Source organism: Rhodanobacter sp. B05 (assembly GCF_002001085.1).
Taxonomy (GTDB): Bacteria; Pseudomonadota; Gammaproteobacteria; order Xanthomonadales; family Rhodanobacteraceae; genus Rhodanobacter.
This window is the reverse complement of record NZ_MUNU01000016.1, coordinates 149,055-173,177: the sequence shown is the minus strand read 5'-3', so window position 1 is coordinate 173,177 and position 24,123 is coordinate 149,055. Positions and strand designations below refer to the sequence as shown.

Genomic DNA, 24,123 nt, shown 5'->3' with positions numbered 1-24,123 from the left:
GGGCGGGGATGTGAACGGGGCCGGGCAACCCGCTCTGCACGCGGTGAATACGGCATGGCGAGGACGCTGCACAGCCACCCCACTGCGGTCATTCACAGCCATGTCCATGCGCAGACTGTTCCGCCGATTTGCCGAGTCCACCTCGCGCCAGGCCGGCAAGCCGCTGGCCTTCATCCTGGCCGTCGCGCTGATCGTCGTGTGGGCGGGCACCGGCCCGCTTTTCCACTATGGCGATACCTGGCAACTCGTGATCAACACCTCCACCACGATCATCACCTTCCTGATGGTGTTCCTGATCCAGAGCAGCCAGAACCGGGATACCGGCGCGCTGCAGATCAAGCTCGATGAGCTGATCCGCACCAGCAAGGCCCACAACGCGCTGCTGAACCTCGAAGAGCTGGACGACGACGATCTGGACCGGATCCGCAGGCACTACTGCAAGCTGGCGAAGGGTGCGCGCCAGACGATCGACACGATCGAAAATGACGCACAGGATCTGGACAACGACGACAAGGGAAAGACTGCCGGCGGCAAGCGGGCACGCTGAAGATGGTCGTTTGCCGGCTCAGGCGGCGATCGGCCGCCGGTCGCGCGGCAACCGGCTGACCAGGAATTCCATCTGGTCGGCCAGGATGTTGCGGTTGGACAGGATCAGGTGCTCCACCCAGCTCGGCCGGTAGGGCACCGCCAGCAAGGGCATGTTGGCCTGCTGCGGGGTGCGGTTGCTCTTCTTCAGGTTGCACGGCAGGCAGGCGCTGACGACGTTCTCCCACTCGTCCTTGCCCTGGCGGGAGATCGGCAGGACGTGATCGCGGGTCAGTTCCAGGCGGGCGAAGTGCTCGCCGCAGTACATGCAGATGTGGCGGTCGCGCGCGAACAGCGCGGTGTTGGTGAGCGCCGGCGCAGGATCGATCGCGTGCTCGCGGCAATGGCCGGTGCTGGCGATGATCGGATGCAGATGCAGCAGGCTCTGGCTGCCGCGTACCCGGTTGTGCCCGCCGTGCACGGTGAGGCAGGGGTCGCCCAGGGTCCAGGCGACCGCATCGCGGACATACAGGCACACCGCATCCTGCCAGCTGATCCAGTCCAGGATGCGGCCGGCAGCATCCAGCGACAGCACGCGGGTCGCGTGAAGGTCGGCGGGTTTTGGCAAGTCCATCAGCATGTGGAGCGTCCCTTGGCCTTGGCTTCGAAACAACGTCCAGGCGCGGTCTGGCACCTGTTTTGCAGCCAGCATAGACCAATTTCGCGTCAATACGCAGGTGGGCCGGGCGCACGGCGCCGCAGCGGCGGTCGCCGCCGCCCCCAACCGCTGATATGATCACGGGTCAATAAAAACCTGCGTCGGGTTTGACAGGGGCACTGCGGTAGTGGCCCGGCACGGCGGGGGACATAGGTGGAATCAACGTGGCTGAAGTCATTTTCTACGAGCACCCGGTGCCGCTCAATCGTGCCGACCACAAGGATCTTCGCATGAAGAACGTGGCGCACCTGAAGTTTGCGATGAATACGCACTCGGTGCCGCTGACCGGTGCGGAATTCGGCCTCGCCGCACGCGATCTGCTGATCGTGTTCGCGGGTACCGATGTCGCCAGTGCCGGCCCGATCGCCCTGCTCGGCTTGCGCGAGAACGAGAATCTGTACGTCGATGAAGCCGGCCAGTGGGAGAAGAATGCCTATATCCCGGCCTTCGTGCGCCGCTATCCGTTCGTGCTGGCCGAGAAGCCGGCCGGCCAGGAGGGCAACGACTTCACGGTGTTCCTCGACGACCGTTTCGAGGGCTTCAACACCGCCGAAGGTCAGCGCCTTTTCAACGAGGATGGCACCGACACCGAACTGTTGACCAATGCGGTGGGTTTCCTCGGCGAATTCCAGCAGAACATCGAACGCACTCGCTGGTTCATGCAGCAACTGGTCAAGCACGATCTTCTGGAGCCGCGCAACGTGCAGTTGCACAAGGGCGAGGCGGAGTCGAGCCGGGGCATCACGCTCAACGGCCTGTTCATGGTCAACGAGGAAAAGCTGCGCGCGCTGGACGAGAAGGCCACCCACGAGCTGATACGCGAAGGCGTGCTGGGCTGGGTGTATGCGCACCTGCTGTCGCTGGCCAATATCGATCGCCTGGCGCAGCGTTTGAACGTGCGTGAACAGGCGGAACCAACTGCCGGCACCAGCAAGAACTGAACTTGCCTGCACCGCGGGAGCGTCACGACGAAGCCGCCCAAGGGCGGCTTCGTCGCATTCGGGGTTTCTCAACGTACCGGCTTGACCAGTCGCAGCAGATCCGTCCCGTAGCCGCATGATGCGTACATGGCCAGGGCGCGCTCGTTGCCAGGAAATGCTGCCAGCGTGACGAGCGCGCAGTGATGCTCGCGCGCCCACTGTTCCGCGTGCGTCATCAGCGCCTTGCCGACGCCGCGCCCTTCATGGCGCGGCACCACCACCACATTGTTGATGTGGCAATTGGTGCGGCCGGTGAAGAAATCCTGGGTCTTCTGCAGCTCGATGAAGCCGACCCGCTCGCCGTCGGCGTCCTCGGCCACGAACAGGAAGTTGTTCGCGGGCTGGTCTTCCAGGTGACGGTGCAGGTCGTCGCGGATGCCTTCGATGCATTCGTGCCGGCGCCGCCACGCCGGCAACGTGAAGTCGACGAGGCGTGGCACCAGCGAAAGGAGGAAATCGTCGTCGTCTTCGGCCAGGCGAATCAGCAGGGTCGGGTCGGTCATGGGTGCGTTTGGGTTGGCGTGACTTCGTGGGTTTCTACACCTTGCGCGGTTGTGACGGAAGTCCCGCAACGGCCGCACGTGTATATTCCGGCAGGGCCAGGGCGATGGCATGCATCGCGCGGCCACGCGTTGTCCGCCGTCAGTCATCGAACCCGGGGAAGTCCATCGTGTCCACTACGCGCCGCATCCATCTGCAAGCTCCCGACAACGCCGTGCTTGCGCAGGGCATGGCGGATATCCAGCGCGAGATGAAACTGCCGATGGCGTTTCCGCCCGAGGTCGAGGCGGCCGCGGCGGCCGCGGCGACGAACCCGCGCCTGCCGGCGCTGGATCGCACCGAGCTGCCGCTGCTCACCATCGACCCGGCCGAATCGATGGACCTGGATCAGGCGATGTACGTGGAGGCGCAGGGCGAGGGCTTTCGGGTGTACTACGCGATCGCCGATGTCGCCGCCTTCGTGCGGCCCGGGGACCCGGTCGACCTGGAGGCAAACCGGCGCGGCGAGACCCTGTACGGTGCGGACAACAAGATCCCGCTGCACCCGAAGGTGCTCTCCGAAGGCGCCACCTCGCTGCTGCCCGACCAGGTGCGTCCCGCACTGCTGTGGACGATCGAGCTGGATCATGCCGGCGAGATTGCCGGCATCGATGTGCGCCGGGCGCGCGTGCGCAGTCGCGCCAAGCTCGATTATGTCGGCGTACAACAGGCGATCGATGCCGGGAATGCCGATCCGATGTGGGCGGTGTTGCGCCGCATCGGCGAGTTGCGCAGCCAGTGCGAGCAGGCCCGCGGCGGCATCAGCCTGCCGTTGCCGGAGCAGGAGATCAGCGTGGTCGATGGCCGCTGGACCCTGGCGTTCCGTGCGCGCCTGGCGGTCGAGGACTGGAACGAACAGATTTCGCTGCTGACCGGCATGGCCGCCGCGCGCCTGATGGTGCAGGCGAAAATCGGTCTGCTGCGCACCCTGCCCGAACCCGAGTCGCAGGCACTGCAGCGGCTGCGGATCACCGCCAGGACGCTGGGCATCGACTGGCCCGCGACGCTGGACTATCCGGGCTTCATCCGTTCGCTCGACCCGCGCAACGACCGCCATCTCGCGATGCTTACCGCCTGCACCTCGGTGCTGCGCGGGGCCGGCTACGCCGCATTCAACGGCAGCCTGCCTGCGCAGCCGATGCAGTCCGCGATTGCCGCCGAATACACCCATGCCACGGCGCCATTGCGCCGGCTGGTCGATCGCTACACCGGCGAGGTCTGCGTGGCGCTGTGCGCGCAACAGCCGGTGCCGGACTGGGTATTGGCGGCGCTGCCGGGCCTGCCGGCCACCATGCAGGCGTCCGGCCACCGCGCGCATCAATACGAGAAGGCCGTGCTCGACCTGGCCGAGGCGGCGGCGCTGTCGTCACGCGTCGGCGAGCAGTTCGACGGCGCCATCGTCGAAGTCGCGCCGGACGCCAGCAAGGGCGTGGTGATGCTGCGCGAGCCCGCGGTCGAGGCCAGCGTGAGCGGCAGTTCGGTGCTGCCGCTGGGTGCCGACGTCAAGGTGAGCCTGGTCGAGGCCGATCCGGTCAAACGGGTGACCCGTTTCGCGCTGGCCTGATCGCCGAGGCGCGAGACCGGTGTGCTCAACGTTCCACCGCGGTGCGCAACCGCTGCAGGGCCTGATCCCACTGCTGTCCGATCGCTTCCAGCGAGCGGCGCGCCTCGTGGAGCCGGGTCGGCTCGAATTGCCATAGCCGTTCGCGGCCCTGCCTCACATCGCTTACCAGGCCGGCGCCGGCCAATATATCCAGATGCCGGGTCACCGCCTGCCGGGTGATCGCGCTGCCCGCGGTGAGCTGGGTGATCGACATGGCGCCGCCGGCGCACAGTGCGCCGAGCAGGCGCAGCCGGGTGGGATCGCCCAAGGCGGCGAACACCGGTGCGGACTTGCGCAGTGTCGCGGCCTTCGCGTGGGCCTTCGGCACGGTCGGTTCAGTGCGTGGCGACATGATGCAGGATGTTCTTCATCTGCTGATCCCAGCCGCCGCTGTTCATCCGGAATGCCTCTGCGCGGCGTTCGGCGGGTATCCGGTCGAAGCCGGATTCGACAACGCGCAGCAAGGTGCCGCCGTCGACTTCCTCCAGCTCGAACACAACCCGCGTGGGCGGCTCGTTCGAGTAGTCGCGGGTCGCATCCACCGCATATGGATGCCAGTGGAACGACAGCAGATGTTCGGGTTCGATCCGTTCCAGCGTGATCTCGAACTGCAGGTGCTCGTAACCCGGGTAGGTAATGTGGCCGTGGGCAGATTCGCCGGCGACAAAGCGCTGACCCTTCAGCGCCACCCCGAACCAGTCTCCGAAGGTCTCGGCATCGGCGAGTGCATGCCACACGCGCGGGCGCGGCGCTTTCAGCAGGATCTGTTTCTCGATGCGGTCGGTAGAGGCATTCACTGGCAATCTCCTTCGTCGGAAAGCGCAACCACAAGGTTGCACGTTATTCCCGCCGGGAGATAAATGCAACTGCGAGGTTGCATGATTCCGGGTGGCGACGATGCGCCCGAACTGCCCGGAGTCGATCCGGGACAGCTTCCGTGGTTCGGTTACGGTGCCGCCGTGGCGACGGAACCGGTACCGGGGGCGTCCACGGTCAGCGAGACCCGGCGGTTGTCGGCACCACGATCACGGGTGGCGCCCTTGACGACCTGGCGGTTGCTGTCCTCGCCATAGCTGACCGCGCGTACCTGGTCTGTGGCCAAGCCGCTGCTGACCAGGAAGTCGCGCACTGCGTTTGCGCGCTCCATGCCAAGCTTCCTGTTGTAGGCACGCGAGCCGGCCGGATCGGCGAAGCCTTCCACCGTGATCAGGACGTTGGGGTGGTACTTGCTGATCGTGGCGGCGAAGTCCTGCAGCGCCGGCTTGTCCTGCTCACTCAAGGTGGCGCTGTTGAAAGCGAAATGAGCCACCGTGTCGATGCTGACCCGGCCCTGCATGCTGGTGATCTGCGAGTCGTACTTGGAGAACTGCGACTGCATCTGTTGCTTGATCGCATCGATCTGTTGCTGCTGGTCCTGCTGCTTCTGCTGCAGTTGCTGGATGGCGGTGTTGAAATCGGACTGCTTGACGTATTGCGAGCAGCCTGCCAGGCCGAGCGTCATGAAACCTGCGGCCAACAAGGCCATCCGGGGGATCCTCGTATTCATTGCAGTCTCCTGGGATTCGTGCTCGCGTTCAGGTGACAGCGGGGCGCAAGCGGGGTCAATTGTTTTTGAACGCTGTCGGCGGAAACCTAACGTTTCGGGTGGCAAGCACATGTAAAACGGCGGCACGGACGCGACAGCTGTTCAGGTTGCGTTGCATTCGCAACGGTGCGCCGCGCGGGGTGTCGATCAAGCGAACGTGTCCATCCGCCTGATGGCGCGCGAAAAATCGGCGCCGGCAACGCTCGCTCGTGCGCGTTCGGTGATGCGGCCGCGCTGGCGAAGGGTCTCCACTGGCACGCTGCGATCGACCGCGCCGATCTGGTGCAGATATTCCGGCAGGTAACCGGTCAGCAACAGGCGCACGTCCCAAGGCAGGCCGGCGTCGATCTGGCGCGCCATGCGGTAGACGATGGTGGTGCAGTTGGAGGTGAAGGTGTTGTAGAACGCCGGTTGTCCGGCAAGCCGGTTTGCCGCGTGCACGTAGGCAAGGAACAGCGAGCGCAGGGTCGATGGATCCAGGCGCAACGGATACAGGTAATCGTCCTCGCCGCGCACGTTGGTGCGCACGCGGATGATGTCGTGCTCGTCGGCCGCGACCAGGATCGTCTCGAACTGCTTGAAGAAGCCGCCGATCGAGGAATAGGTCTGCTCGCGACTCTTGCGCACCTCCACCGAGAAGACCAGGTGGCGACCATCGTCGAAGCCGAATGAGATCATCGCGTGGGCGATCGCCCGGCTGCCCCAGTAGGACAGCACGGCGTCGGCACCGACCAGCCGGGCCAGGTCATACGTGCGACTTTCCCAGCGGATGTCGTAGTCGGTGTCGCTGCGCCAGTCGAAGTTGCGCACGTTGTCGAGCCGGACCTGATCGCCCTGCACGGTGCCGGTCAACATCCGGGCCACGTCGTCGCGCCAGTGGCGTTGGCCGGATGGCGCAATGCGGACCCACCACAGCAACAGCAGGGCGTGGAGCGCCACGTAGGCAAGCACGGGCAACCCGCTGCGCTGCTCGATCGCCAGCGCGGCCAGTGCCAGCACCAGCAGGATCCAGACCATGCTGCCGAGCGTGCGCACGAGCCTGCCGCCCGGCAGTCGATACCAGAGCGCCAGCGCCGCCCAGGTTCCCGAGCACGCCACGAGCAGCACCATCAGGGCAAGCAGCGTGGTGCGGCCGATCATCCGGAGCCTGTCCATCATCGTGCCGCGGCCGCCTCGCCCGACCCTGCCGGCGCGGGCTCAGCCCCCGATCGGTTTTGGGTCGAAGGCCGCCACGAACGTCAATAGCCGCTTCATCGCCATCTCCCGTGAGGATGCATCGCCGGTTGCGTGGTGCCTGCGCGCGAAGATCCGCGTGGCGGGCAGCCGGGTCACTATAGCGCCATGGCTGCCCCGATCAGGGCACGAGACCGACCGACGCCATCGACAGTTGGCAAGCCTGTTGCATTACCCCGGGCATGAACGACATCGCCTACGACATCTCCCATCTGCTCGACGTCGAACTCTCCCAGGCTGACGCGCCTGCGCCGCGAGTGGTACGGGCCGTCCCCGTCGTTGCCGCCAGGCCGGCGCAGCCAAGCATCGCCGAAGCGCAGGCGGCCTTGGCGCGCGAGCTGATGCAGGTCGCGACCATCCACGACGCGCTGGTTCAGCAGTACCTGCGCATGAGCGGCGACACGTTCCGCGAAACCTACGGGAATTGAGCCGCCGATGGCCGACGCCATGTCGCTTTTGAGCCAAACCTGACCTACTTCGGCACCTGACCTGACGCAAGCTGGCGGTGGCGCCCGCGAACCGAAAGACATCCAGCGTCAGCTGCCTCGACACAGGAAGCCCGGCATCGCCGGGCTTCCTGTGTGCGGCGCGCGGTTTCCTCAGTCGATCGCAGGCAGGCTCGCCACGCCGGCCTCGATCGCGGCCTGGTGCATGCCGGTGCGTGGCAGGATCCGGGCGAAGTAGAACGTCGCCGTGTCGCGCTTGGCCTGCTTGAAGGCGGCCGATTGCCGGCCGGTCTCCGCCGCGAGCACGCTGCGTGCCCACAGATAGGCCAGGGTCACGTAGCCGGAGTAGTACAAGTAATCGGTGGCGGCGGCGCCGAGTTCCTCCGGGTTGGCCTGGGCGCGTTGCGCCAGTGCCAAGGTGAGGTCGCTCCAGTTGCGCGTGGCCACGGCCAGCGGGCCGATGAACGTACGCAGCGATTCGGTCTTGGCGTGCTGCTGGCAGAACGCGCTGATCTCCTCCAGGAAGTGCTTGAAGCCCACACCCTGCAGCTGGAGAATCTTGCGCCCGAGCAGGTCGGCGGCCTGGATGCCGGTGGTGCCTTCGTACAAGGTGATGATGCGGGCATCGCGGACGAACTGCTCCATGCCGTTCTCGGCGATGTAGCCGTGGCCGCCGTAGACCTGCAGCGCTTCCTTGGTGCATTCCTGCGCCAGCTCGGTGGTCATGCCCTTGGCGATCGGGATCAGGAAGGCGACCAGCTCGCCGGCCTTCCTGCGCGCCGCCTCGTCGGTGCCGCGATGCTCGATGTCGGTCTGCAGCGCGGTGTAAAGCACCAGTGCGCGCGAACCCTCCACGAAGGCGCGCTGGGTCAGCAGCATGCGCCGCACGTCGGGCTGCACCAGCAGGTTGTCGGCCGGCTTGTCGGGGAACTTCGGACCGGACAGCGACCGCGACTGCAGCCGCTCGCGCGCGTAGTTGAGGCTGTTCTGCAGCGCTCGCTCGGCCAGCGCCAGGCCCTGCACGCCAACCGACAGGCGCGCCGCATTCATCATGGTGAACATCGCAGCCAGGCCCTTGTGCGGCTTGCCGATCAGGTAGCCCTCGGCGCCGTCGAAGTTCATCACGCAGGTGGAGCAGGCGTGGATGCCCATCTTGTGTTCGATCGCGCCGGCGGCGACGGTGTTGCGCGCGCCCGGTGAACCGTCCGCGTTGAGCTTGAACTTCGGCACGATGAACATCGAGATGCCGCGGCTGCCTTCCGGCGCGTCGGGCAGGCGCGCCAGCACCAGGTGCACAATGTTTTCGGTGAGGTCGTGTTCGCCGGCACTGATGAAGATCTTGGTGCCGGTGAGGCGGTAGACCTGGTGGCCGCCGGCATCCTGGTTGCCGGGTTCGGCGCGGGTCTTCAGCAGGCCCAGGTCGGAGCCGGCCTGCGGTTCGGTCAGGCACATCGTGCCGGTCCAGCGACCGGCCACGATCGGCTTCATGTAGAGCTCGCGTTGCCATTCCTCGCCGTGCATCGCCATCGCGTGGGTGGCGCCCTCGGACAACAGCGGGTACAGGCTCCAGGCCAGGTTGCCGGACTGGAAGATCTCGGTGGTGGCGGTGCCCAGCACGCCGGGCAGGGCCTGGCCACCGTAGGTCTCGGGATTGGTCAGGCCGGTCCAGCCGCCTTCGGCAAACTGACGAAACGCCTCCTTGAAACTCTTCGGCGTGGTCACCGCTCCCGTCGTCTTGTCGAAGCGGCAGCCTTCCGCGTCGGCGGGCGCATTGGTCGGCGCCAGCAATTGCTCGCTGAGGCGACCAGCCTCTTCCAGCACCGCATCAAGCAGGTCGCGGCTGTGGCCTTCGCCGCCTTGCAGCGAGGTGAGGATCGGTTCGGCGCCGAGCACATCAAACAGGGCAAAGCGCTGGTCGTCGAGGGGGGCCTTGTAAGCGGTCATGGGAGTTCCTTGGGCGGTCGTCGGTGGCGAAGGTTCAGCGCCAGGTGTCGGGGATGCCGGGTACCGGCGAGATCCATCCATTGCCGTCGAAGTCGAAGTCGCGGGCGTCCTTTTCCTGTTCCGGCTTGGCACGGCTGCTGCCCTGGAGGCGATAGGCGACCGAGCCGGCGCTGCCCTTGCCGGCGACGGCCTGCAAGGCCTGGATCATCGGGCCGGTCGGCAACACGTCGAGCGGCAACACGTCGCCGGCCAGTGCCGGGATGTCGCGCGCGAAGATGGCGTGCAGGCGAATCGGTGCCAGCGCGCCGACCTGCAACTGGCCCTCCAGCGACTTGAAATCCATCTCGCCGTAGCTGTTGTTCTGGATGCGCAGGGTCAGTCGCCACTGGCCGTTCGGCAGCACGGTCAGTTGCTGGATGCTCAGCGTGGGCGGAAACACGCTCTTCTTTGCCGGCCCGCAGGCAACCAGGCCGGCGCCCAGCAGGATCAGCAGAAATCCGCGTAGCAGTCGTTTCATGGATGCACCTCAAACGATTGTTTGAATCTTAGCAGGGATTCGAAATTCGGGAGGGAAGGCCGGCGCGCTGTTCCGCCGGTCGCTGTGGGCGAAGGTTTCCATTCCGCGCGGCAATCGGCATCATCGTCGTCCTTCCCGATATGCCAGCAGACTCTCCATGCCTCAGGTTTCACGGCCACGCCGCTTCGTCGCCCGTCGTTCGCCCATCCATGGCAACGGCGTGTTCGCCGCCAGTGTCATCGCGCGCGGCGAGCACATCATCGAATACAAGGGCAAGCTGATGAGCCATGCCGAAGCCGACGCGCTGTACGGCGACGGTGGCGAGACCGGCCACACTTTCCTGTTCACGCTCAACGACGACTACATCATCGACGCCAACCAGCAGGGCAACAGCGCGCGCTGGATCAACCACAGCTGCGCGCCGAACTGTCGCGCCGTGGTCGAGGAGAGCGCCAGCGGCGATCCGCGTCGTGACCGGGTGATGATCGAGGCGATCCGCCGGATCAGGCCCGGCGAGGAACTGACCTACGACTACGGCATCGTGCTCGAGGTGCCGCACACCGCGCGGCTGAAGAAGCTGTGGGCATGCCGCTGCGGTTCGGCGAAGTGCACCGGCACGATGCTCAAGGCGAAACAGTAGTCAGCGGTCAAAATTCGCTTCTGTTCTCGCCAGGGTTGCACGACAAGTTGCTGTCACCTTTTCCGGGTCGTCATTCCGGCGAAGGCCGGAATCGCTCTTGCCTTTGGCAACAATAAACATCGACGGCCATATCCAGTGCTGGTGAAGCGATTCCGGCCTTCGCCGGAATGACGACGTTGGGGCCCCTTCAGTCCTCTTCCACGTGCGGCTTCCACGCCTCGCTGAGCTGCTTCTGCACGTTCGGCGGTACGGCCTCGTAATGACTCAGGTCGAGGCTGTAGCGGCCGCGGCCGCCGGTCATCGACTTCAGCTCGGTGGGGTAGTCGATCAGTTCCGCCAGCGGTGCCTGCGCCTTGATCACCAGTTCGCCGCCGCGCTGCGTGTCGGTGCCCATGATGCGGGCGCGCTTGCCGGCCAGGCCGCCGGTGACGTCGCCCACGTTGTGCTCCGGAATCGCCACCTCGACATTGACGATCGGCTCCAGCACGGTCGGGCGCGCCTTGACCACCGCGTCGAGAAACGCCTTCTTGCCGGCGCTGATGAAGGCGACTTCCTTTGAATCGACCGCGTGGTATTTGCCGTCGTAGACGGTGACGCGAAGGTCCTGCAGCGGATAGCCTGCGACCGCGCCGTGCTCCATCGCCTGGCGCACGCCTTTCTCGATCGCCGGCAGGAACTGGCCGGGGATCACGCCGCCCTTGATCGCATCGACGAATTCGAAACCGGCACCGCGGTCGAGCGGCTCGATGCGCAGGAACACCTCGCCGAACTGGCCGGCGCCGCCGGTCTGCTTCTTGTGCCGATGGTGGCCTTCGGCGTGGGCGGCAATGGTTTCCCGGTAGGCGATGCGCGGCGGGTGAGTTTCCACCTCCACCGCGTAGCGCAGGCGCATGCGTTCCAGCATCACCTTCAGGTGCAGGTCGGACAGGCCGCGCACCACTGTCTCGTTGAGCTCCTTATGGTGCTCGACGCGAAAGCAGGGATCCTCCTCGGCCAGCCGTGCCAGTGCATTGGAAAGCTTCTGCTCCTGGCCCTTGTGCTTCGGTTCCAGCGCCAGGCCGTACATCGGCGTGGGGAACGCCAGCGGTGCCAGCGAGATCCGGTCCTCGTCGTGCGAGTCGTGCAACACCGCGTCGAAGTGGATTTCCTCGACCTTGGCCACCGCGGCGAGATCGCCGGGGATCGCCGCCTCGATCTCCACGTGGCTCTTGCCCTGCAGGCGGAACAGGTGGCCGACCTTGAACGGCTTGCGGCCGTCGTCCACCAGCAGCTGGCTGTCGCGGCGGATCGTGCCTTGCCAGACGCGGAAAACGCTGAGCTTGCCCACGAACGGGTCGTTGATGATCTTGAACACGTCGGCGATCACATGCGCGGCCGGGTCGTTGGACACGCGCAGCGGCATGCCGTCGCCGCGCACGAACGGCGGCGGGTTGCCTTCGACGGGGTTCGGCAACAACCGGGCGGCAACGTCGAGCAGTTCCTTCACGCCGGCGCCGGTGCGCGCGCTGACGAAGCAGATCGGTACCAGGTGCCCTTCGCGCAGGCATTCCTCGAATGCGTCGTGCAACTGCTGCGGGCTCAGCGCATCCTCGCCCTCGTCGAGGTAGCGGCCCATCACGGTCTCGTTGATCTCCACCACCTGGTCGATGATCCGCTGGTGCGCCTCGGCCAGCGAGGAAAAATCGGTGCTGCCCTCGCGGTGGAAGAAGCAGTCCAGCACCCGGTTGCCGTGGTTGGCGGGCAGGTTCACCGGCAGGCATTCGCTGCCGAACTCCTCGCGCAGGGCGTCGACCAGGGCGGCGAGGTTGGCGCCGTCGAAGTCGATCTTGTTGATCACCAGCATGCGTGCCAGGCCGCGCTCCCCTGCATGCTTCATCATCCGGCGCGTGCCGTGCTCAATGCCGTTGATCGCATTGACCACGATCACCGCGGTTTCCACCGCCGCCAGCGCGGCCAGGGTGGCGCCGCGGTAATCGCTGTAGCCGGCGGTATCGATCAGGTTGAGGCGGCAGTCGCCGTGCTCGATCTGCGCCACGCAGCTGTCGATCGAATGCACACGCGCCTTTTCCTGCTCGTCGGTATCGGAAACGGTGTTGCCGCGTTCGACCGTGCCCACGCCCTGGATCGCCCCGCCGGCATGCAGCAGCGCCTCGAACAGCGTGGTCTTGCCGACGCCGGCGTGTCCGGCGAGTGCGATGTTGCGGATGCTTTCCGTGGAATACGTCACGATGCGACCCTCCCATGCAGGGCGTGGCCTCGTGGCATCAACGGCGCCGCATGAGGCCGCGCGTTGGCGGCTGACGATGGCGGGCCGTCATGGCCGCTCTGCACTCCACTGCGGGCGCAGGCAGTCATGGCGGAGTCGGCGCGGTTGCCGATCATCTAGCCTTGTGCCAAGTGCCGGCGTCGTCAAGCTGCACTGCGGGGAACCGGGCCGTCGCGCCCGCTGTCTCTGTTTGATCAAGGTGCTGCGGCGCCGGACTGGATGGTCGAGCGAGGTTCAACCCCGGTCCGGCATCCTGCGATCACCTTCCGCTTCCCCTCGAGGCATCATCATCACCCCCGCGCAGCATTCCCAGCAGCTTCGCTCTTCGTCGAGCCAGCGCGTGACACCCGGGCATCCGCGCCACGGGCTGGCCGCGCTCGACGAGGCCGTGCGGATTGCCCGGACGCAGCGGCGCTGGCATGAGTCGCCGGTCGAACCGGCACAGCGCCGGCTGGCGTGGATCGTGGCGTTGCTGTTGCACGGCCTGTTCGCGCTGCTGGCGTGGTACGCCATGCGTCCGGTGACGCCCCCGCCGCCGCCGGTCGTGCCGGAGGAGATCATGCAGGTGCGCCTGATCAGCGCCACCCCCGCGGTGCACGCCCCGCCGCCACCGCTTGCGCTGCCGGCACTCCCGCCGCCTGCACCGCCGCCGCGGCGGCACCCCGAGCCGCCTGCCAAGAACGCCCTGGTCGTGCAGGCGCCACCCGCGCCCCGGCTGTTTGACGCGCACGGCCAACCGCTGCTGCCGGCAACCGCGTCGACCGCGCCGACGCCTGGCTACGTGCAGCGCATGCCGCAGGGCGATACCCAGGTCATGCAGCACGACAGCCCGGTCAAATACCGCGGCACGCGCTTCGAGAAAGACTGGGGTCATGGCGAGAACGCCGTCGACAGCGCCCTGCAGAAACTGGTGGACAAGACCACCGTGAAGAAGACCATCCGCCTGCCTGGCGGCATCCGCATCCATTGCGCCGTGTCGCTGGCCATGCTGGCCGGTGGCTGCGGCGGCGACCCGCCACCTCCGCCATCGGCCAAGGACGGCGACGAGCGCCTCAACATGGCACCGTCGCGATCGCTCGACGGCCACGCGCACGTGCCCCAGCCGCCCGGCGTGGACGCCTGCATCGCGATGTACCGCGCCGGCAAGCCGCTGGCTTATGGTTGCCCGGTGGACACGCCCGATCGCGCGGTCGATGCCGAACTGCGCGAACGTGCAGCGAAGGGCGCCGAGCATCCCTAGCCGTCGATGCGCTCGCGGGACAGGCGAGCCCATTACACTGGCCGCATGCCTTTGCCGCCCCCGGACTCCGCCCCCGCCGGTCGCGCCGCCAATCCGACGCGGGTCCTGCTGGACTCGCCGCTGGCCGCGGCCACGCGCGGTCGCGTTTACCACCGGCGCGCAAAGTCGGAGCCACACGAGCGTGGCCGGCGTGTGCTGGCGATGGTCGGCGCGCTGCTGGTGCATGTGTTCTTCCTGTTCGGTTTCGTGCTTGGTCCCGCGTTCGAACCCGTGCTGCCGCCACCGCCACCCGAGCTGGCGCTGCAGGTACGCCTGGTCGAACCGCCGCAACCGCCACCGCCGCCGCCGGTGCGCGGCACACCACCGAAGGAGCGTGGCCCACGTCACCAGGGGCATCGCAGCACGCCGGCACCACACACCGAACCGAGCGCAAACATCGAAGCGGCGGTGGAAAGCGCGCCGCCGCCGGTTCCCGCGCCGCCGGTGATTGCGCAGACCAGGCAATCGCGTGCACCCACGCCGACGCCGGTAGCCACGCCGCCACCGCCGGTGAGCCTGCCCGCGCCTGCGCCGCTGCCGCTGCCGAAGCCCGTGTCGCCCGCTGGCGAACCGCCTGCGCTGGCGGTGCAGCTGCCCACGCCGGTACTCCCGGCACCGCCGACGTTCCAGCCGGAAGCGATGCGTCCACCGCAGGTCGAAGGCAATCGCCCGATCCTGTCGCCCACCTCCCTGGCGCTGCCGAAGGTGTCGACGCCCGCGCCGCTCAACCTGCCTGCCATGGCCATGCATGTCGACCTGCCGAAGACGGTCGCGCCGGTCAGCGTGACACCCGCGCCGCAGCCGCCGGCTGCGCCCGAGGTGCCACGCCTGCAGCCGTTGCCGCTGCCGGCGCAGCCCGCACCGATCGTGATGCAACAGCCCGCAGTACTGGCGCCGGTAGTGATCGCACCGGAGGCGTTGCCGCAGCCGCAGGCAACGGCAGTCACCGTGAGCGCCACCGAACTGCAGGCGGTGCCGGCGACGATGGTACCCGCGTCGGCGCCGTCGGCGCCGGTACCACCGGCAAGGATCGACCTCAACCAGATAGCTCGCGCACCAGCCATCCAGCCATCCGCCCTGCAGCCGTCCCTCAGTGTCCCGACCGCGATCGCCAGCCTCGCCACCCCGGCGCCGACGCCGAGCACGGCCAGCGAACCGAAACCCGCCAGCACGCCGGCCAGCGCCGAAGCCACCGCACCGGCCCGGAACAACGCGGCGGCCAGCGCAGCCGATGCTGCCAACGACGTGAGTCGTGCGCCGGATGCGATTCCGCAGGGCAGCGATACCGCCACGGTGGGCGAACCCACCGGCGTCGCCAGCGCGTCATCGAGCACCGCGTCCGCCAGCACCGGCACACCGCCGGCGTCGACCGGCGCCGGCAAATCCACCGGCAAGCAAGGCAAACTGCAAGGCGCGGGCAGGCCCGGCGGCGATCAGCCCGGGGCGGGGCAGGGCGAGCAGCACGGCGCCGTCGGCGATTACGTGCAGCTGAAACCGCACGGCGATACCGAGATCATGCGGCACGGGGCGCCGAACATCGGCTACCAGGCCACCCGCTTCGACCAGGACTGGACCCCCGAGGGCGAAAGCTCGGTCGACACGGCGCTGCGCCGCGCGGTGGAGAAGACCACCGTCAAGCACACCTTCCATCTGCCGCGCGGCGTGCGCGTCGAGTGCGCCATCAAGCCGCTGCTGCCGATTGCGCTGTTCGGCTGCAGCAACCCCGACCCGCCTGCGGCGCCCGTTTCCGCCAAGCTCTACGACCGGCTGAACCTGGCGCCGGCGCAGCCACTGGCGCCACCTGCACCGGCGGCCAGCAGCCCGGCGTCGCCAACGCCGACGCCGATGGTCAAGTTCGACAACGATGCCGAATGCGCCGCCGCCCGTGTCGCCGGCGGCCCCATGCCGCCGGGATGCGCGCCTGGCTCAGTGCCGGCCAGGCCGGTCCATGCGCCCGCGTCGTCATCCAGCTCGTGGGTGCCGGCGAGCGATCAGTTCCATTGAGATTTCCGCAGCCGTCCAACACACTGCGCCGCGGATGTCCGGTACAACGGGCGGTGCGGGACGAACCCGCGGCGTGATCATGTCTGACGAATGCGCACTTTCCCTGTAGGGTGGCCGCGCTGTCGCACCGAAACGGGGTTTGTCGAACTGAGGCGTTCGGGCGATGCGCAACCGGCTGCGCACCGCCTGATCCATGTGCCGGTCACTCGGGAGGGGGTCAACATGGCTATCGATCGGAAGTTTCTGCTTTGCGCGTTCGCCTATGCCATCGCCGGCATGGGTGTCGGCATCTACATGGCGGCGTCGAAGAACCATTCGTTGTTCGTTGCGCACGCACATATTCTGCTGGTGGGCTTCGTGGTGTCGCTCATCTATGCGCTGGTCCACAAGTTGTGGATCGCCGGATCGGGCCGGCGGCTGGCCGACGTCCAGTTTTACCTGCATCAACTGGCGGCCCTGGTGATGACGGGCGGCTTGGTGCTGCTCTATGCAGGCGCGTTGCCGGAGGCCACGCTGGCACCGGCGCTGGGGCTGGCGTCGGTGGGTGTGCTGCTGGCGGCGTTGCTGATGGTGTGGATGATCGTGCGCTTGCCGCGGGAACTGGCGGGGTCTGCCGCGTTGAGCTGATGCCGGAGCTGCGGCTGTTCCGGCAGGCTTGACCGGACTGGAACAGCCGCTTGTCCCGTGCTCACCGCAGCCGCAGGAATTCCTTCATCAGCGGCAACCGGCGCACGCGCACGGCGCTCACGCGGAACACGGCGTTGGCGAGCGCGGGGGCGGCGGTGGGCATCGCCAGGAAGCTGGCGCCGGTGGGCGCGCGGTCGCCGGGCACGACGATGACTTCGACGTCGTTCGGCAGCTGCGCCATGCTGGCCAGCGGGTAGTCCTTGTAGTTGTGCTGCTGGACCTGGCCGTTCTTGAAGGTGACCGCCGGATTGAGCGCGGTGGACAACGCATCGAGGGTGGCGGCGACGACCTGGCCGTGCAGGCCCAGCGGATTGATCACGCGGCCGACGTCGACCGCACAGACGACGCGCTGGATGGTCAGTTTCTGGTCCTGCATGGCGGTTTCGATGGCGTGCGCCACGTAGGCGCCGTCGATGTGCCAGCAGGCGATGCCGAGGCCGTTGACGCTGCGCAACCAGTTCTTCCATTCGATGCGGTCGGCAACCAGTTGCAACACGTTGCGCAGGCGGCCGATGTCCAGCGTGGCGCCGTTGCCCAGCGGCAGCTGGCGCGGTTCGCCGAGGATGCGCAGCCGCGTCTTCAACGGGTCCTCGAGCATCTGGTGGGCGATCTCGTCGATGAAACTCTCGACCGCGAACGCGTTGCTGAGGTGAGGCATGCCGCGAAACGGGCCGCGCGGCTGTGCCGACTGCTGCGCGTACCAGTCGCTGCGATAGTTCGGCACCAGCCCCGCAGGCAACTGGTCGGCGCGCAGTTCGGAGCTCCACAGGCGATCTTCGGGCACGCCGCGATGAGCCAGTGCCGAGGCGCTCGCGATGCGCTGGTGCCAGCCGGTGAGCTGGCGTTTGCGATCGACAATCGCCTTGAACGAATGCACGCAACCGGAGCGGTAATAGTCGTGGCTGAAATCCTGCTCGCGCGTCCACAGCAGGCGCACCGGTGTGTCGACGGCCTTGGCCAGCATCACCGCTTCGGCGACGAAGTCGTGATCGAGCCGGCGACCGTAACCGCCGCCGACGCGCGGCACGCGGATGTCGATCTGATCGGGGGTGAGGCCGGTCAGCCGCTGCACCACGGCCCAGGCCTTTTGCGGCGCCTGGGTGGGCACGACGAGGCGGGCGCGATCCTTGTCCAGTCGCACCAGGCAGTTCATCGGTTCGGCGGTGGCATGCGCAAGCCACGGCTGGAAATAGCTGGCCTCGAACCGGCGCACGGCTTTCTTGCCGGCCGCGTCGAAGTCGCCGTCGTCGCGCACGCGAGTGGTGGGTGCGGTCTGGCTGCCGAGCATGGCGAGTGCCTGCTGTTCCAGCGCCGCGCTGCTTTCGCCGGCGCTGGCGCCGGGCTTCCATTCCAGCTTGAGTTTTGCGCGCCCTTGCAGTGCCGCCCAGGTGTCCTTCGCCAGCACGGCGACGGCCGGCGCGATCACCGTGCTGCCCCACGGCTGGCCCGGCTCGGGTTTGAGTTGCACCACCTTGACCACGCCCTTGACCGCGAGGGCGTCGCTGGTGTCGATGCGCGAGAGCGTGCCGTCCGGCCACGGGCAATGCACCAGCACGGCAACCAGGGCGTCGCCCAGATGCTGGTCGATCGCGTAGTGTGCCTGGCCGGTGACGATATCGTGGGCGTCGACGTCGCCCGCCGGATAGCCGACCAGCTGGTAGCTTGAAGCCGCCTTGAGGGCCGGCGCGCTTGCGGGAAGCGCGACCTGGCTGGCGTCCGCAGCGAGGCTGCCGTAGGTCACGCGGCGCCCGTCCGGCGCGATCACCGTGCCGGAATCGCAGCGCAACCGGTTGGCCGAGACGCCCAGTCGGCGCGCCGCGGCCTGCATCAGCAGCCAGCGTGCCAGGGCGCCGACCTGGCGCAGGTCATTCCACGCCGCGGGGATCGATCCGCCGGTGCCGCCGACCTGGCGACCGTAGGTCCACTGCGGCTGGCCGTTGCTGTTGCTGACACCCAGGCCGAGCGCGACCACGCTGACGCGATTCCAGTCGGCGTCGAGTTCTTCGGCGATGATGCGCGGCAGCGAGGTGGCCACGCCGGTGCCGGTATCCGGATCGCGTGCGCCGATCAGCACGTTGCCATCGCCGTCGATGCGCACATAGGCGCCGAGGTCGTGGAAATTCTCGCCAAGCAGGGCCGCCGGCAGCGGTGCGCCAGCGGCATCGGCCAGGCGGATGCCGACCACCAGCGCGCCGGCGGTGCTGGCCAGCACCTGCAGGAAGCGGCGGCGATCCAGCCGGATCGCGTGGCGCGTCTTGCCGTCGCTCATGTGGTCACGGCTCATGGCTGGGCCGCCTTCCCGGCGGCGGCGCGCTTGATCGCGTGACGCACCCGGGTCTGACAGCCGCAGCGGCACAGGTTCGGCAGCTGGTCGATGTCGTCGTCGCCGGGCTTGGGTTTGCGCCGCAGCAGGGCCACGCCGGAGATCAGCCAGCCCGGTGTGCAGTAGCCGCAGCCGATCGCGTCCTCGTCGATGAAGGCCTGCTGCAGCGGATGCAGGGTGCCGTCGTTGGCGGCCAGGCCTTCCACCGTGGTCACCGACTTGTCGGCCAGCGAACTCATCGGGAGCGTGATCGCGGAAACCGGCTTGTCGCCCAGCAGGATCAGATCCGCGCCATTCTCGCCATGCTCGCCGGCGTACTTGGTGCCGGTCAGCCGCAACACGTCGCGCAGATACCACAGCAACGGCATCTGCGGATCCCCGGTGTGCCGGTAATGCTCGCCGTTGATGTGCAGATCGATGCCGTCGCGAACGGGTTCAGGCACGATGTTGCTGGCCTGGCTGGTCGGCAGGATCTGGCCTTGCACTTGCGCCATCCATCATCTCCCCGGGGGTCAATCCGTACATTGTGGCATTGCCGACCCCGGCTTAGGGTCCTGCGCGGCTGAACAGCCGGCGCCAGAGAACGTACACCGGCACGCCAGCCAGCATGATCAACGCGCCGATGCCGGCGTTGTGCGGGTTGTCGTGCATGGTCGCTGCCACCACCCATGCCACGATGCCGATGAACAACAGGGGCAGCCAGGGATAGCCGGGTACGCGGAAACCGGTCGTGCCGCCATCGTGGCGGCGATACCAGAACAGCGTAGCCACGCCGACCGCGCAGGCCAGCCAGTCGCCGAAGGTGGCGTAATCCAGCAGTTGTCCATAGCTGCCGCTGAGCGCCAGCACGATCGACCAGCCGCCGAGCAGCAACAGCGCGACGTTCGGTGTGCGCCAGCGCGGATGCAGCCGCGCCACCGCGCGGAAGAACAAGCCGTCCTCGCCCATCACCTGCAGCACGCGCGCGCCGGCGACCAGGGTGATGTTGCAGAAGCCGAGGGTGGAAATCGCCACGCCCAGCGCGATCACTTTCGCGCCGACCGGGCCGACCACCTGCTGCATCACGTCGGCGGCCGGCGCGGTGCTCGCGGCCAGCCCGGCGTGGCCGAGCACCGCCAGATAGGCGACGTTGACCAGCACGTAGGCGATGATCACCAGCAGCATGCCGAGGGTCAGCGCACGCGGCAGCGTGCGTTGCGGCTCGCGCACCTCGCCGGCCAGGTTGTTGAGATAGGTGAAGCCGGAGTAGGCGAACAGCACCGGCAGCGCCGCGCCGATGAAGCCGACGCCGTGGCGCGCCGGATCGGCCGCCAGCACCTGGCCGTGACCCGCCCCGGCGAGGAACAGGCCGCACACCACCAGCACCGCCACCGCCAGCAGCTTGAGCAGGGCGAACAGGTTCTGGATCTGCGCGCCGAGGCGGATGCCGAACAGGTTGATGCCGGTGACGAAGACCAGACCGCCGACGGTCAGCGGCAGCGCCCATGCCGGCGGCAGCCCGAACAGGGCGGCGGCGTAGCTGGCGAAGATCGTCGCCACCGCCGCGGTCGAGCCGGAGTAGATCACCAGCAGCATGGTCCAGCCGAACAGGAAGCCGGCCAGCGGACCGAACGCCTCGCGCAGGTAGACATAAGTGCCGCCGGCATGCGGTCGACGCGCGCCCAGTTCGGCGTAGCACAGCGCACCGACCAGGGTGAGCACGCCGGCGCCGGCCCACATCAGTAACAGCGCCAGCCCCGATTCGGTGCGCTGCGCGGCAATCCCGGGATTGAGAAAGATGCCGCCACCGATGATGCCGCCCACCACGATCAGTGCGGCATCCCAGGGGCGCAGGCTGCGGAGGTAAGTGCCGGCGGGGCTGGCTGCAAGCATCGGTCAGGTCGGAAGTGGCGGCGCGACAGCATGGCCGCGCGCCGCGCATTCGGCAAGGCGGCTCAGGGATTTGCGGGCCACTGCAATGCGCCGCGCACGCCGATCACGCACGCACCGCCGATGGTGATGGCACCGCTGGCGCGATCACGTGCGACTTCGACGCAGCCGTTGCGGCCGATCTCGCGGCCCTGGCTGGCGCGATAGCGCAGGCCATAGCCGTCGCGGTCCTCGCGCGCGCCGAGCCAGACCATGATCGCCGCGTTGGCGCTGCCGGTGACCGGATCTTCCGGCATGCCGTCGGCCGGGCAGAACGCGCGTACCGCCATCGCCGCATCGCCGGAAAGTTCGCGCCCGAACACGCTGACGCCCACCGCGCCGTGACGCAGGCACAGCTCCGCGAGCGGGCCCATCTCCGGCGCCAGCGCGCGAACCACCGCCGCCTCGTGCAGATGGCACAAGATCCAGTGCGGGCCGTTGTCGACATGGCTGGCCTGCTCCGGCGCGAGTTCGATGTGCAGTGCGCGGGCCAGTTGCGCACGCAGGGTGTCATCGACGGGCGTCAACCGCGCCGGCGGGGCTTGCACATGGATGATCCGCGCTGGGCCCTGGCCGACGACCTGCACCGGCAGCAGTCCGGCTGCGCACTGCTGGATCAGCGCGGCCTTGCCTGCATCGACCAGGCCGACCTCGATCGCCACGTAGGCGCTGCCCACGCTGGGGTGGCCGGCGAACGGCAACTCCTGGCGCGGGGTGAAGATGCGCACGCGGTAGTCCGCCTGCGGCACGGTCGGCGGCAACAGGAACGTGGTTTCGGAGAGGTTGGTCCAGCGCGCGATGCGCTGCATCGCATCGCCGTCCAGTCCTTCGGCATCCACCACCACGGCCAGCGGGTTGCCGTCGAAGAGTCGGCTGGCGAAGACATCCAGCTGCAGGAAACGGCGTGGATGTGGCATGGCGATTCCTGGCAGGGAAAGCCTGAAGATCGCATCGAAGAGGTTTGCCGACAAGCCGGCGAACCGGCCCGCGCCTTGCGCGCGGGCCGGTGGTCAGGTCAGAAGCCGACCCGCAGGAACTGGTCGAAATTGGCCACGTTCAGGGTGCCGATGCCGGCGCCCGGGTTGTAGCGGCCGTTGCCGGCGTAGAACCAGTTGTCGCCGGCGCTGATGCGGTTGAAGGCAGACCACTTGCCGTAGCCGAAGACGTTCTGCAGCAGGTACATGTGCGGATTCCACAGACCGATGCGGTGTCCGGTGCTCTGTCGCAGCAGGGCGGTGATCCCGTTCAGTTGCGGCGCCACGAAACTGGTGCCGCCGGAGCTGTACAAGCCGCCCTGGAACACCAGCAAATAGCCGGTTTCCGGGTCGGCGTTGAGCGAGATGTCCGGTACGTTGCGCCCGGCGAAGTTGCCCGGCAGTTTCAGGTAGGTAGTCGGGCCGCTGGCCGGGTCATTGAATACCAGCGCCTGGTTCTTTTCGCTGCGGCGCGTGCCCGAAGTGAAGAACTGGTACAGCGGCGAGCGCCAGTAGACGCTGACGCCACCGCCGCCACCGACCGAGAACACCGCGTCGCGGCTTGGCACGAACGGCAGCAGATAATCCCAGCCCCAGACGCTTTCCTGATCGATCGAGAGCACCACATCTCCGGCGGAGTTGACGAACTTCACCGGCACCGTGGTACCTCCGGCGGCGGTGATGTACGGATCCGAGGCCGGTGCATCGACGGTGAGCGGCGCGCTGAACTGGCCGGGACCGTCGCCGCTGCCGAGCTGGCGAACCGTATCGTAGGCACCGGAGTCGCCGCTGGCGGCGAACATCGACTGTCCCTGTACCGCCGCCTCCAGGAAGATCTGGTGGTAGGCCTTCAGGTCGCCTACGTCGGTGGTGTCGGTGTTGCGGGCGCCATCGACGTTCAAGGCGGCGAAGTTGAAGATCTCGCCCAGGCCCCAGCTGGTCGAGATGCTGTCGGCCTTGTTGTCGGAGACCGCGCGGGCGAACGCATTGACGAGGCCCGAGCCGGTATTGGGCGCGTCATAGACGATGATGTTGGCCTGCGGCGCCAGGCCGCCGGCCTGCTGCACGTCGAGCGTGGTTTCGTCGGCACCGTCCGTGCCACCGCCGCCATCGAGGTCGACCTGGGTGATGCGGTTCGGCTTGGTGTTCAGCCCGATCGCGGCCCAGTAGTCCTCCGCATCCGCCGGGTCGAAGTTGGCGAGGGTGACGATGGCCACTGTCGAGCCCGCGCCGGTGATGCCGCGCTGGTACAGCGGATTGATGTTGTACATGTTGGCCACGTCACCCACGGTGTACTCGCCGGGGATGCCCGTGGCGGTCGGGTCGCCGGCGGCGGGGACCGCCTTGGCGGACAGCGTGGTCGGCGGGTTGGCGATGTGCAGGGCCGGCACCGGCAACTTCGACGTGTGGTGCGGCACGTAATGCCATTCGGTGCTGAGGCCGCTGGCGAGGATCACGTTATTGTCCATGCCCACCGGCATCACCAGCGGACCGGTTGGGCGATGGAAGCGCCGGCCGGTCTCGCGCGAAACGTAGGTATGCACCGGCGTGCCGAACATCTTGCTGAACTGGCCAAGCGTGCCGCGCACGCTGATCACCATGTGGTTGTCCAGCACCTCGCCGCTCAGGCCGTGTTGGCCCAGATAGCTCTGGACCCGGGATATCTGCGCGTCGGTGGCGCCGTAGCGTGCGGCGAATTCGGCCGTGGTGAGGAATTTCTGGAAGTTCGCGCTGCCCGGCATGGCGGTTTGCTGAACGTAGTTCTCGAGCTGGTCTTCGTGACGCAATCGCAGCACGAGGCTGACGGTCACGGTTTGATCGGTGGGTGCCAGGCCCTGGTCGGTGACGGCCTGCAGACCGGCGGCGGTGGCCGAGGTGGCCACTCCCGCCAGCATGGCGGCCAGGGTGATGGCGAGGGCCTTCCTGCGCAATTTCAAATGCATGAGTGTTA

22 protein-coding genes are annotated in these 24,123 nt (G+C 67.5%); 8 read left to right on the top strand and 14 right to left on the bottom strand.

From position 1 onward, the window contains the following. Nucleotides 1-100 precede the first annotated feature (100 nt). Nucleotides 101-547, top strand: a complete 447-nt coding sequence (locus B0E47_RS11460) for a low affinity iron permease family protein (RefSeq protein WP_077514392.1) — start codon at nt 101-103, stop codon at nt 545-547. Nucleotides 548-565: 18 nt separating this feature from the next. On the opposite strand, the gene B0E47_RS11455 is transcribed toward B0E47_RS11460, so the two are convergent. Next, on the bottom strand, nt 566-1,165 hold the full coding sequence (locus B0E47_RS11455; RefSeq protein ID WP_077514391.1) for an HNH endonuclease: 600 nt from the start codon (nt 1,163-1,165) through the stop codon (nt 566-568). 242 nt (nt 1,166-1,407) lie between these two features. On the opposite strand from B0E47_RS11455, the gene B0E47_RS11450 reads away from it, so the two are divergent. Next, a complete protein-coding gene (locus B0E47_RS11450) occupies nt 1,408-2,184 on the top strand; it encodes a SapC family protein (RefSeq protein WP_168171059.1) in 777 nt (258 codons plus the stop codon). Between the two features lie 68 nt (nt 2,185-2,252). Here B0E47_RS11450 and B0E47_RS11445 read toward each other — a convergent pair whose 3' ends face one another. Then, entirely contained in the window at nt 2,253-2,726 is a 474-nt protein-coding gene (locus tag B0E47_RS11445; RefSeq protein ID WP_077514390.1) for a GNAT family N-acetyltransferase, read from the bottom strand. Nucleotides 2,727-2,893: 167 nt separating this feature from the next. Here B0E47_RS11445 and B0E47_RS11440 point away from each other — a divergent pair, with 167 nt between their 5' ends. After that, entirely contained in the window at nt 2,894-4,327 is a 1,434-nt protein-coding gene (locus B0E47_RS11440; RefSeq protein WP_077514389.1) for an RNB domain-containing ribonuclease, read from the top strand. 25 nt (nt 4,328-4,352) lie between these two features. On the opposite strand, the gene B0E47_RS11435 is transcribed toward B0E47_RS11440, so the two are convergent. The 4 genes from B0E47_RS11435 to B0E47_RS11420 all read right to left on the bottom strand — a co-directional run bounded on the left by B0E47_RS11435 (nt 4,353) and on the right by B0E47_RS11420 (nt 7,091). Continuing rightward, entirely contained in the window at nt 4,353-4,718 is a 366-nt protein-coding gene (locus tag B0E47_RS11435) for a metalloregulator ArsR/SmtB family transcription factor (protein ID WP_077514388.1), read from the bottom strand. Continuing rightward, nucleotides 4,702-5,163, bottom strand: a complete 462-nt coding sequence (locus B0E47_RS11430) for an SRPBCC family protein (RefSeq protein ID WP_077514387.1) — start codon at nt 5,161-5,163, stop codon at nt 4,702-4,704. Before B0E47_RS11430 ends, B0E47_RS11435 begins: the two co-directional genes overlap by 17 nt. Nucleotides 5,164-5,312: 149 nt before the next feature. Further along, nucleotides 5,313-5,912: an OmpA family protein gene (locus B0E47_RS11425; RefSeq protein ID WP_077514386.1), complete on the bottom strand. Its 600-nt coding sequence runs from the start codon at nt 5,910-5,912 to the stop codon at nt 5,313-5,315. A gap of 186 nt (nt 5,913-6,098) precedes the next feature. Beyond that, nucleotides 6,099-7,091 carry a DUF4105 domain-containing protein gene (locus B0E47_RS11420; protein WP_077514385.1) on the bottom strand — a complete coding sequence of 331 codons (993 nt, stop codon included), beginning with the start codon at nt 7,089-7,091 and terminating at the stop codon, nt 6,099-6,101. Nucleotides 7,092-7,366: 275 nt separating this feature from the next. Here B0E47_RS11420 and B0E47_RS11415 point away from each other — a divergent pair, with 275 nt between their 5' ends. Next, the gene (locus B0E47_RS11415; protein WP_077514384.1) at nt 7,367-7,612 is read left to right on the top strand and encodes a hypothetical protein; all 246 of its coding nucleotides are present in this window, start codon (nt 7,367-7,369) and stop codon (nt 7,610-7,612) included. 171 nt (nt 7,613-7,783) lie between these two features. Here B0E47_RS11415 and B0E47_RS11410 read toward each other — a convergent pair whose 3' ends face one another. Together B0E47_RS11410 and B0E47_RS11405 are read right to left on the bottom strand one after the other, a co-directional pair. After that, nucleotides 7,784-9,574: an acyl-CoA dehydrogenase C-terminal domain-containing protein gene (locus tag B0E47_RS11410; RefSeq protein ID WP_077514383.1), complete on the bottom strand. Its 1,791-nt coding sequence runs from the start codon at nt 9,572-9,574 to the stop codon at nt 7,784-7,786. 34 nt (nt 9,575-9,608) lie between these two features. Next, complete coding sequence (locus B0E47_RS11405; protein ID WP_077514382.1) at nt 9,609-10,091, bottom strand: hypothetical protein; 483 nt, start codon at nt 10,089-10,091, stop codon at nt 9,609-9,611. A gap of 157 nt (nt 10,092-10,248) precedes the next feature. On the opposite strand from B0E47_RS11405, the gene B0E47_RS11400 reads away from it, so the two are divergent. After that, nucleotides 10,249-10,731, top strand: a complete 483-nt coding sequence (locus B0E47_RS11400) for an SET domain-containing protein-lysine N-methyltransferase (protein WP_077514381.1) — start codon at nt 10,249-10,251, stop codon at nt 10,729-10,731. Nucleotides 10,732-10,918: 187 nt separating this feature from the next. Here B0E47_RS11400 and fusA read toward each other — a convergent pair whose 3' ends face one another. Then, on the bottom strand, nt 10,919-12,958 hold the full coding sequence (gene fusA / locus B0E47_RS11395; protein ID WP_077514380.1) for an elongation factor G: 2,040 nt from the start codon (nt 12,956-12,958) through the stop codon (nt 10,919-10,921). 379 nt (nt 12,959-13,337) lie between these two features. On the opposite strand from fusA, the gene B0E47_RS11390 reads away from it, so the two are divergent. The 3 genes from B0E47_RS11390 to B0E47_RS17360 all read left to right on the top strand — a co-directional run bounded on the left by B0E47_RS11390 (nt 13,338) and on the right by B0E47_RS17360 (nt 16,907). Continuing rightward, on the top strand, nt 13,338-14,237 hold the full coding sequence (locus tag B0E47_RS11390; protein WP_254422908.1) for a hypothetical protein: 900 nt from the start codon (nt 13,338-13,340) through the stop codon (nt 14,235-14,237). A gap of 45 nt (nt 14,238-14,282) precedes the next feature. After that, nucleotides 14,283-16,280 (top strand): hypothetical protein, encoded by a 1,998-nt coding sequence (locus B0E47_RS11385; RefSeq protein ID WP_254422907.1) that lies wholly within the window; start codon nt 14,283-14,285, stop codon nt 16,278-16,280. Nucleotides 16,281-16,502: 222 nt separating this feature from the next. Continuing rightward, complete coding sequence (locus B0E47_RS17360; protein ID WP_077514378.1) at nt 16,503-16,907, top strand: TonB-dependent receptor; 405 nt, start codon at nt 16,503-16,505, stop codon at nt 16,905-16,907. Nucleotides 16,908-16,968: 61 nt separating this feature from the next. On the opposite strand, the gene B0E47_RS11375 is transcribed toward B0E47_RS17360, so the two are convergent. The 5 genes from B0E47_RS11375 to B0E47_RS11355 all read right to left on the bottom strand — a co-directional run bounded on the left by B0E47_RS11375 (nt 16,969) and on the right by B0E47_RS11355 (nt 24,115). Next, a complete protein-coding gene (locus B0E47_RS11375; RefSeq protein ID WP_254422906.1) occupies nt 16,969-19,251 on the bottom strand; it encodes a molybdopterin cofactor-binding domain-containing protein in 2,283 nt (760 codons plus the stop codon). Next, nucleotides 19,248-19,784, bottom strand: a complete 537-nt coding sequence (locus B0E47_RS11370) for a (2Fe-2S)-binding protein (protein ID WP_077514377.1) — start codon at nt 19,782-19,784, stop codon at nt 19,248-19,250. Before B0E47_RS11370 ends, B0E47_RS11375 begins: the two co-directional genes overlap by 4 nt. Before the next feature lie 52 nt (nt 19,785-19,836). Then, complete coding sequence (locus B0E47_RS11365) at nt 19,837-21,162, bottom strand: amino acid permease (protein WP_077514376.1); 1,326 nt, start codon at nt 21,160-21,162, stop codon at nt 19,837-19,839. Between the two features lie 62 nt (nt 21,163-21,224). Continuing rightward, nucleotides 21,225-22,115 (bottom strand): PhzF family phenazine biosynthesis protein, encoded by an 891-nt coding sequence (locus B0E47_RS11360; RefSeq protein ID WP_077514375.1) that lies wholly within the window; start codon nt 22,113-22,115, stop codon nt 21,225-21,227. A 98-nt stretch (nt 22,116-22,213) separates the two neighbouring features. Further along, nucleotides 22,214-24,115 (bottom strand): S53 family peptidase, encoded by a 1,902-nt coding sequence (locus B0E47_RS11355; RefSeq protein WP_077514374.1) that lies wholly within the window; start codon nt 24,113-24,115, stop codon nt 22,214-22,216. Nucleotides 24,116-24,123 lie beyond the last annotated feature (8 nt).

Coding starts and splice junctions, on each gene's coding strand:
- B0E47_RS11355 (WP_077514374.1), bottom strand. CDS start 24,115: ATGCATTTGAAATTGCGCAGGAAGGCCCTCGCCATCACCCTGGCCGCC.
- B0E47_RS11360 (WP_077514375.1), bottom strand. CDS start 22,115: ATGCCACATCCACGCCGTTTCCTGCAGCTGGATGTCTTCGCCAGCCGA.
- B0E47_RS11410 (WP_077514383.1), bottom strand. CDS start 9,574: ATGACCGCTTACAAGGCCCCCCTCGACGACCAGCGCTTTGCCCTGTTT.
- B0E47_RS11445 (WP_077514390.1), bottom strand. CDS start 2,726: ATGACCGACCCGACCCTGCTGATTCGCCTGGCCGAAGACGACGACGAT.
- B0E47_RS11435 (WP_077514388.1), bottom strand. CDS start 4,718: ATGTCGCCACGCACTGAACCGACCGTGCCGAAGGCCCACGCGAAGGCC.
- B0E47_RS11400 (WP_077514381.1), top strand. CDS start 10,249: ATGCCTCAGGTTTCACGGCCACGCCGCTTCGTCGCCCGTCGTTCGCCC.
- B0E47_RS11365 (WP_077514376.1), bottom strand. CDS start 21,162: ATGCTTGCAGCCAGCCCCGCCGGCACTTACCTCCGCAGCCTGCGCCCC.
- B0E47_RS11415 (WP_077514384.1), top strand. CDS start 7,367: ATGAACGACATCGCCTACGACATCTCCCATCTGCTCGACGTCGAACTC.
- B0E47_RS11375 (WP_254422906.1), bottom strand. CDS start 19,251: ATGAGCCGTGACCACATGAGCGACGGCAAGACGCGCCACGCGATCCGG.
- B0E47_RS11405 (WP_077514382.1), bottom strand. CDS start 10,091: ATGAAACGACTGCTACGCGGATTTCTGCTGATCCTGCTGGGCGCCGGC.
- B0E47_RS11370 (WP_077514377.1), bottom strand. CDS start 19,784: ATGGCGCAAGTGCAAGGCCAGATCCTGCCGACCAGCCAGGCCAGCAAC.
- B0E47_RS17360 (WP_077514378.1), top strand. CDS start 16,503: ATGGCTATCGATCGGAAGTTTCTGCTTTGCGCGTTCGCCTATGCCATC.
- B0E47_RS11420 (WP_077514385.1), bottom strand. CDS start 7,091: ATGATCGGCCGCACCACGCTGCTTGCCCTGATGGTGCTGCTCGTGGCG.
- B0E47_RS11385 (WP_254422907.1), top strand. CDS start 14,283: ATGCCTTTGCCGCCCCCGGACTCCGCCCCCGCCGGTCGCGCCGCCAAT.
- B0E47_RS11455 (WP_077514391.1), bottom strand. CDS start 1,165: ATGCTGATGGACTTGCCAAAACCCGCCGACCTTCACGCGACCCGCGTG.
- B0E47_RS11460 (WP_077514392.1), top strand. CDS start 101: ATGTCCATGCGCAGACTGTTCCGCCGATTTGCCGAGTCCACCTCGCGC.
- B0E47_RS11425 (WP_077514386.1), bottom strand. CDS start 5,912: ATGAATACGAGGATCCCCCGGATGGCCTTGTTGGCCGCAGGTTTCATG.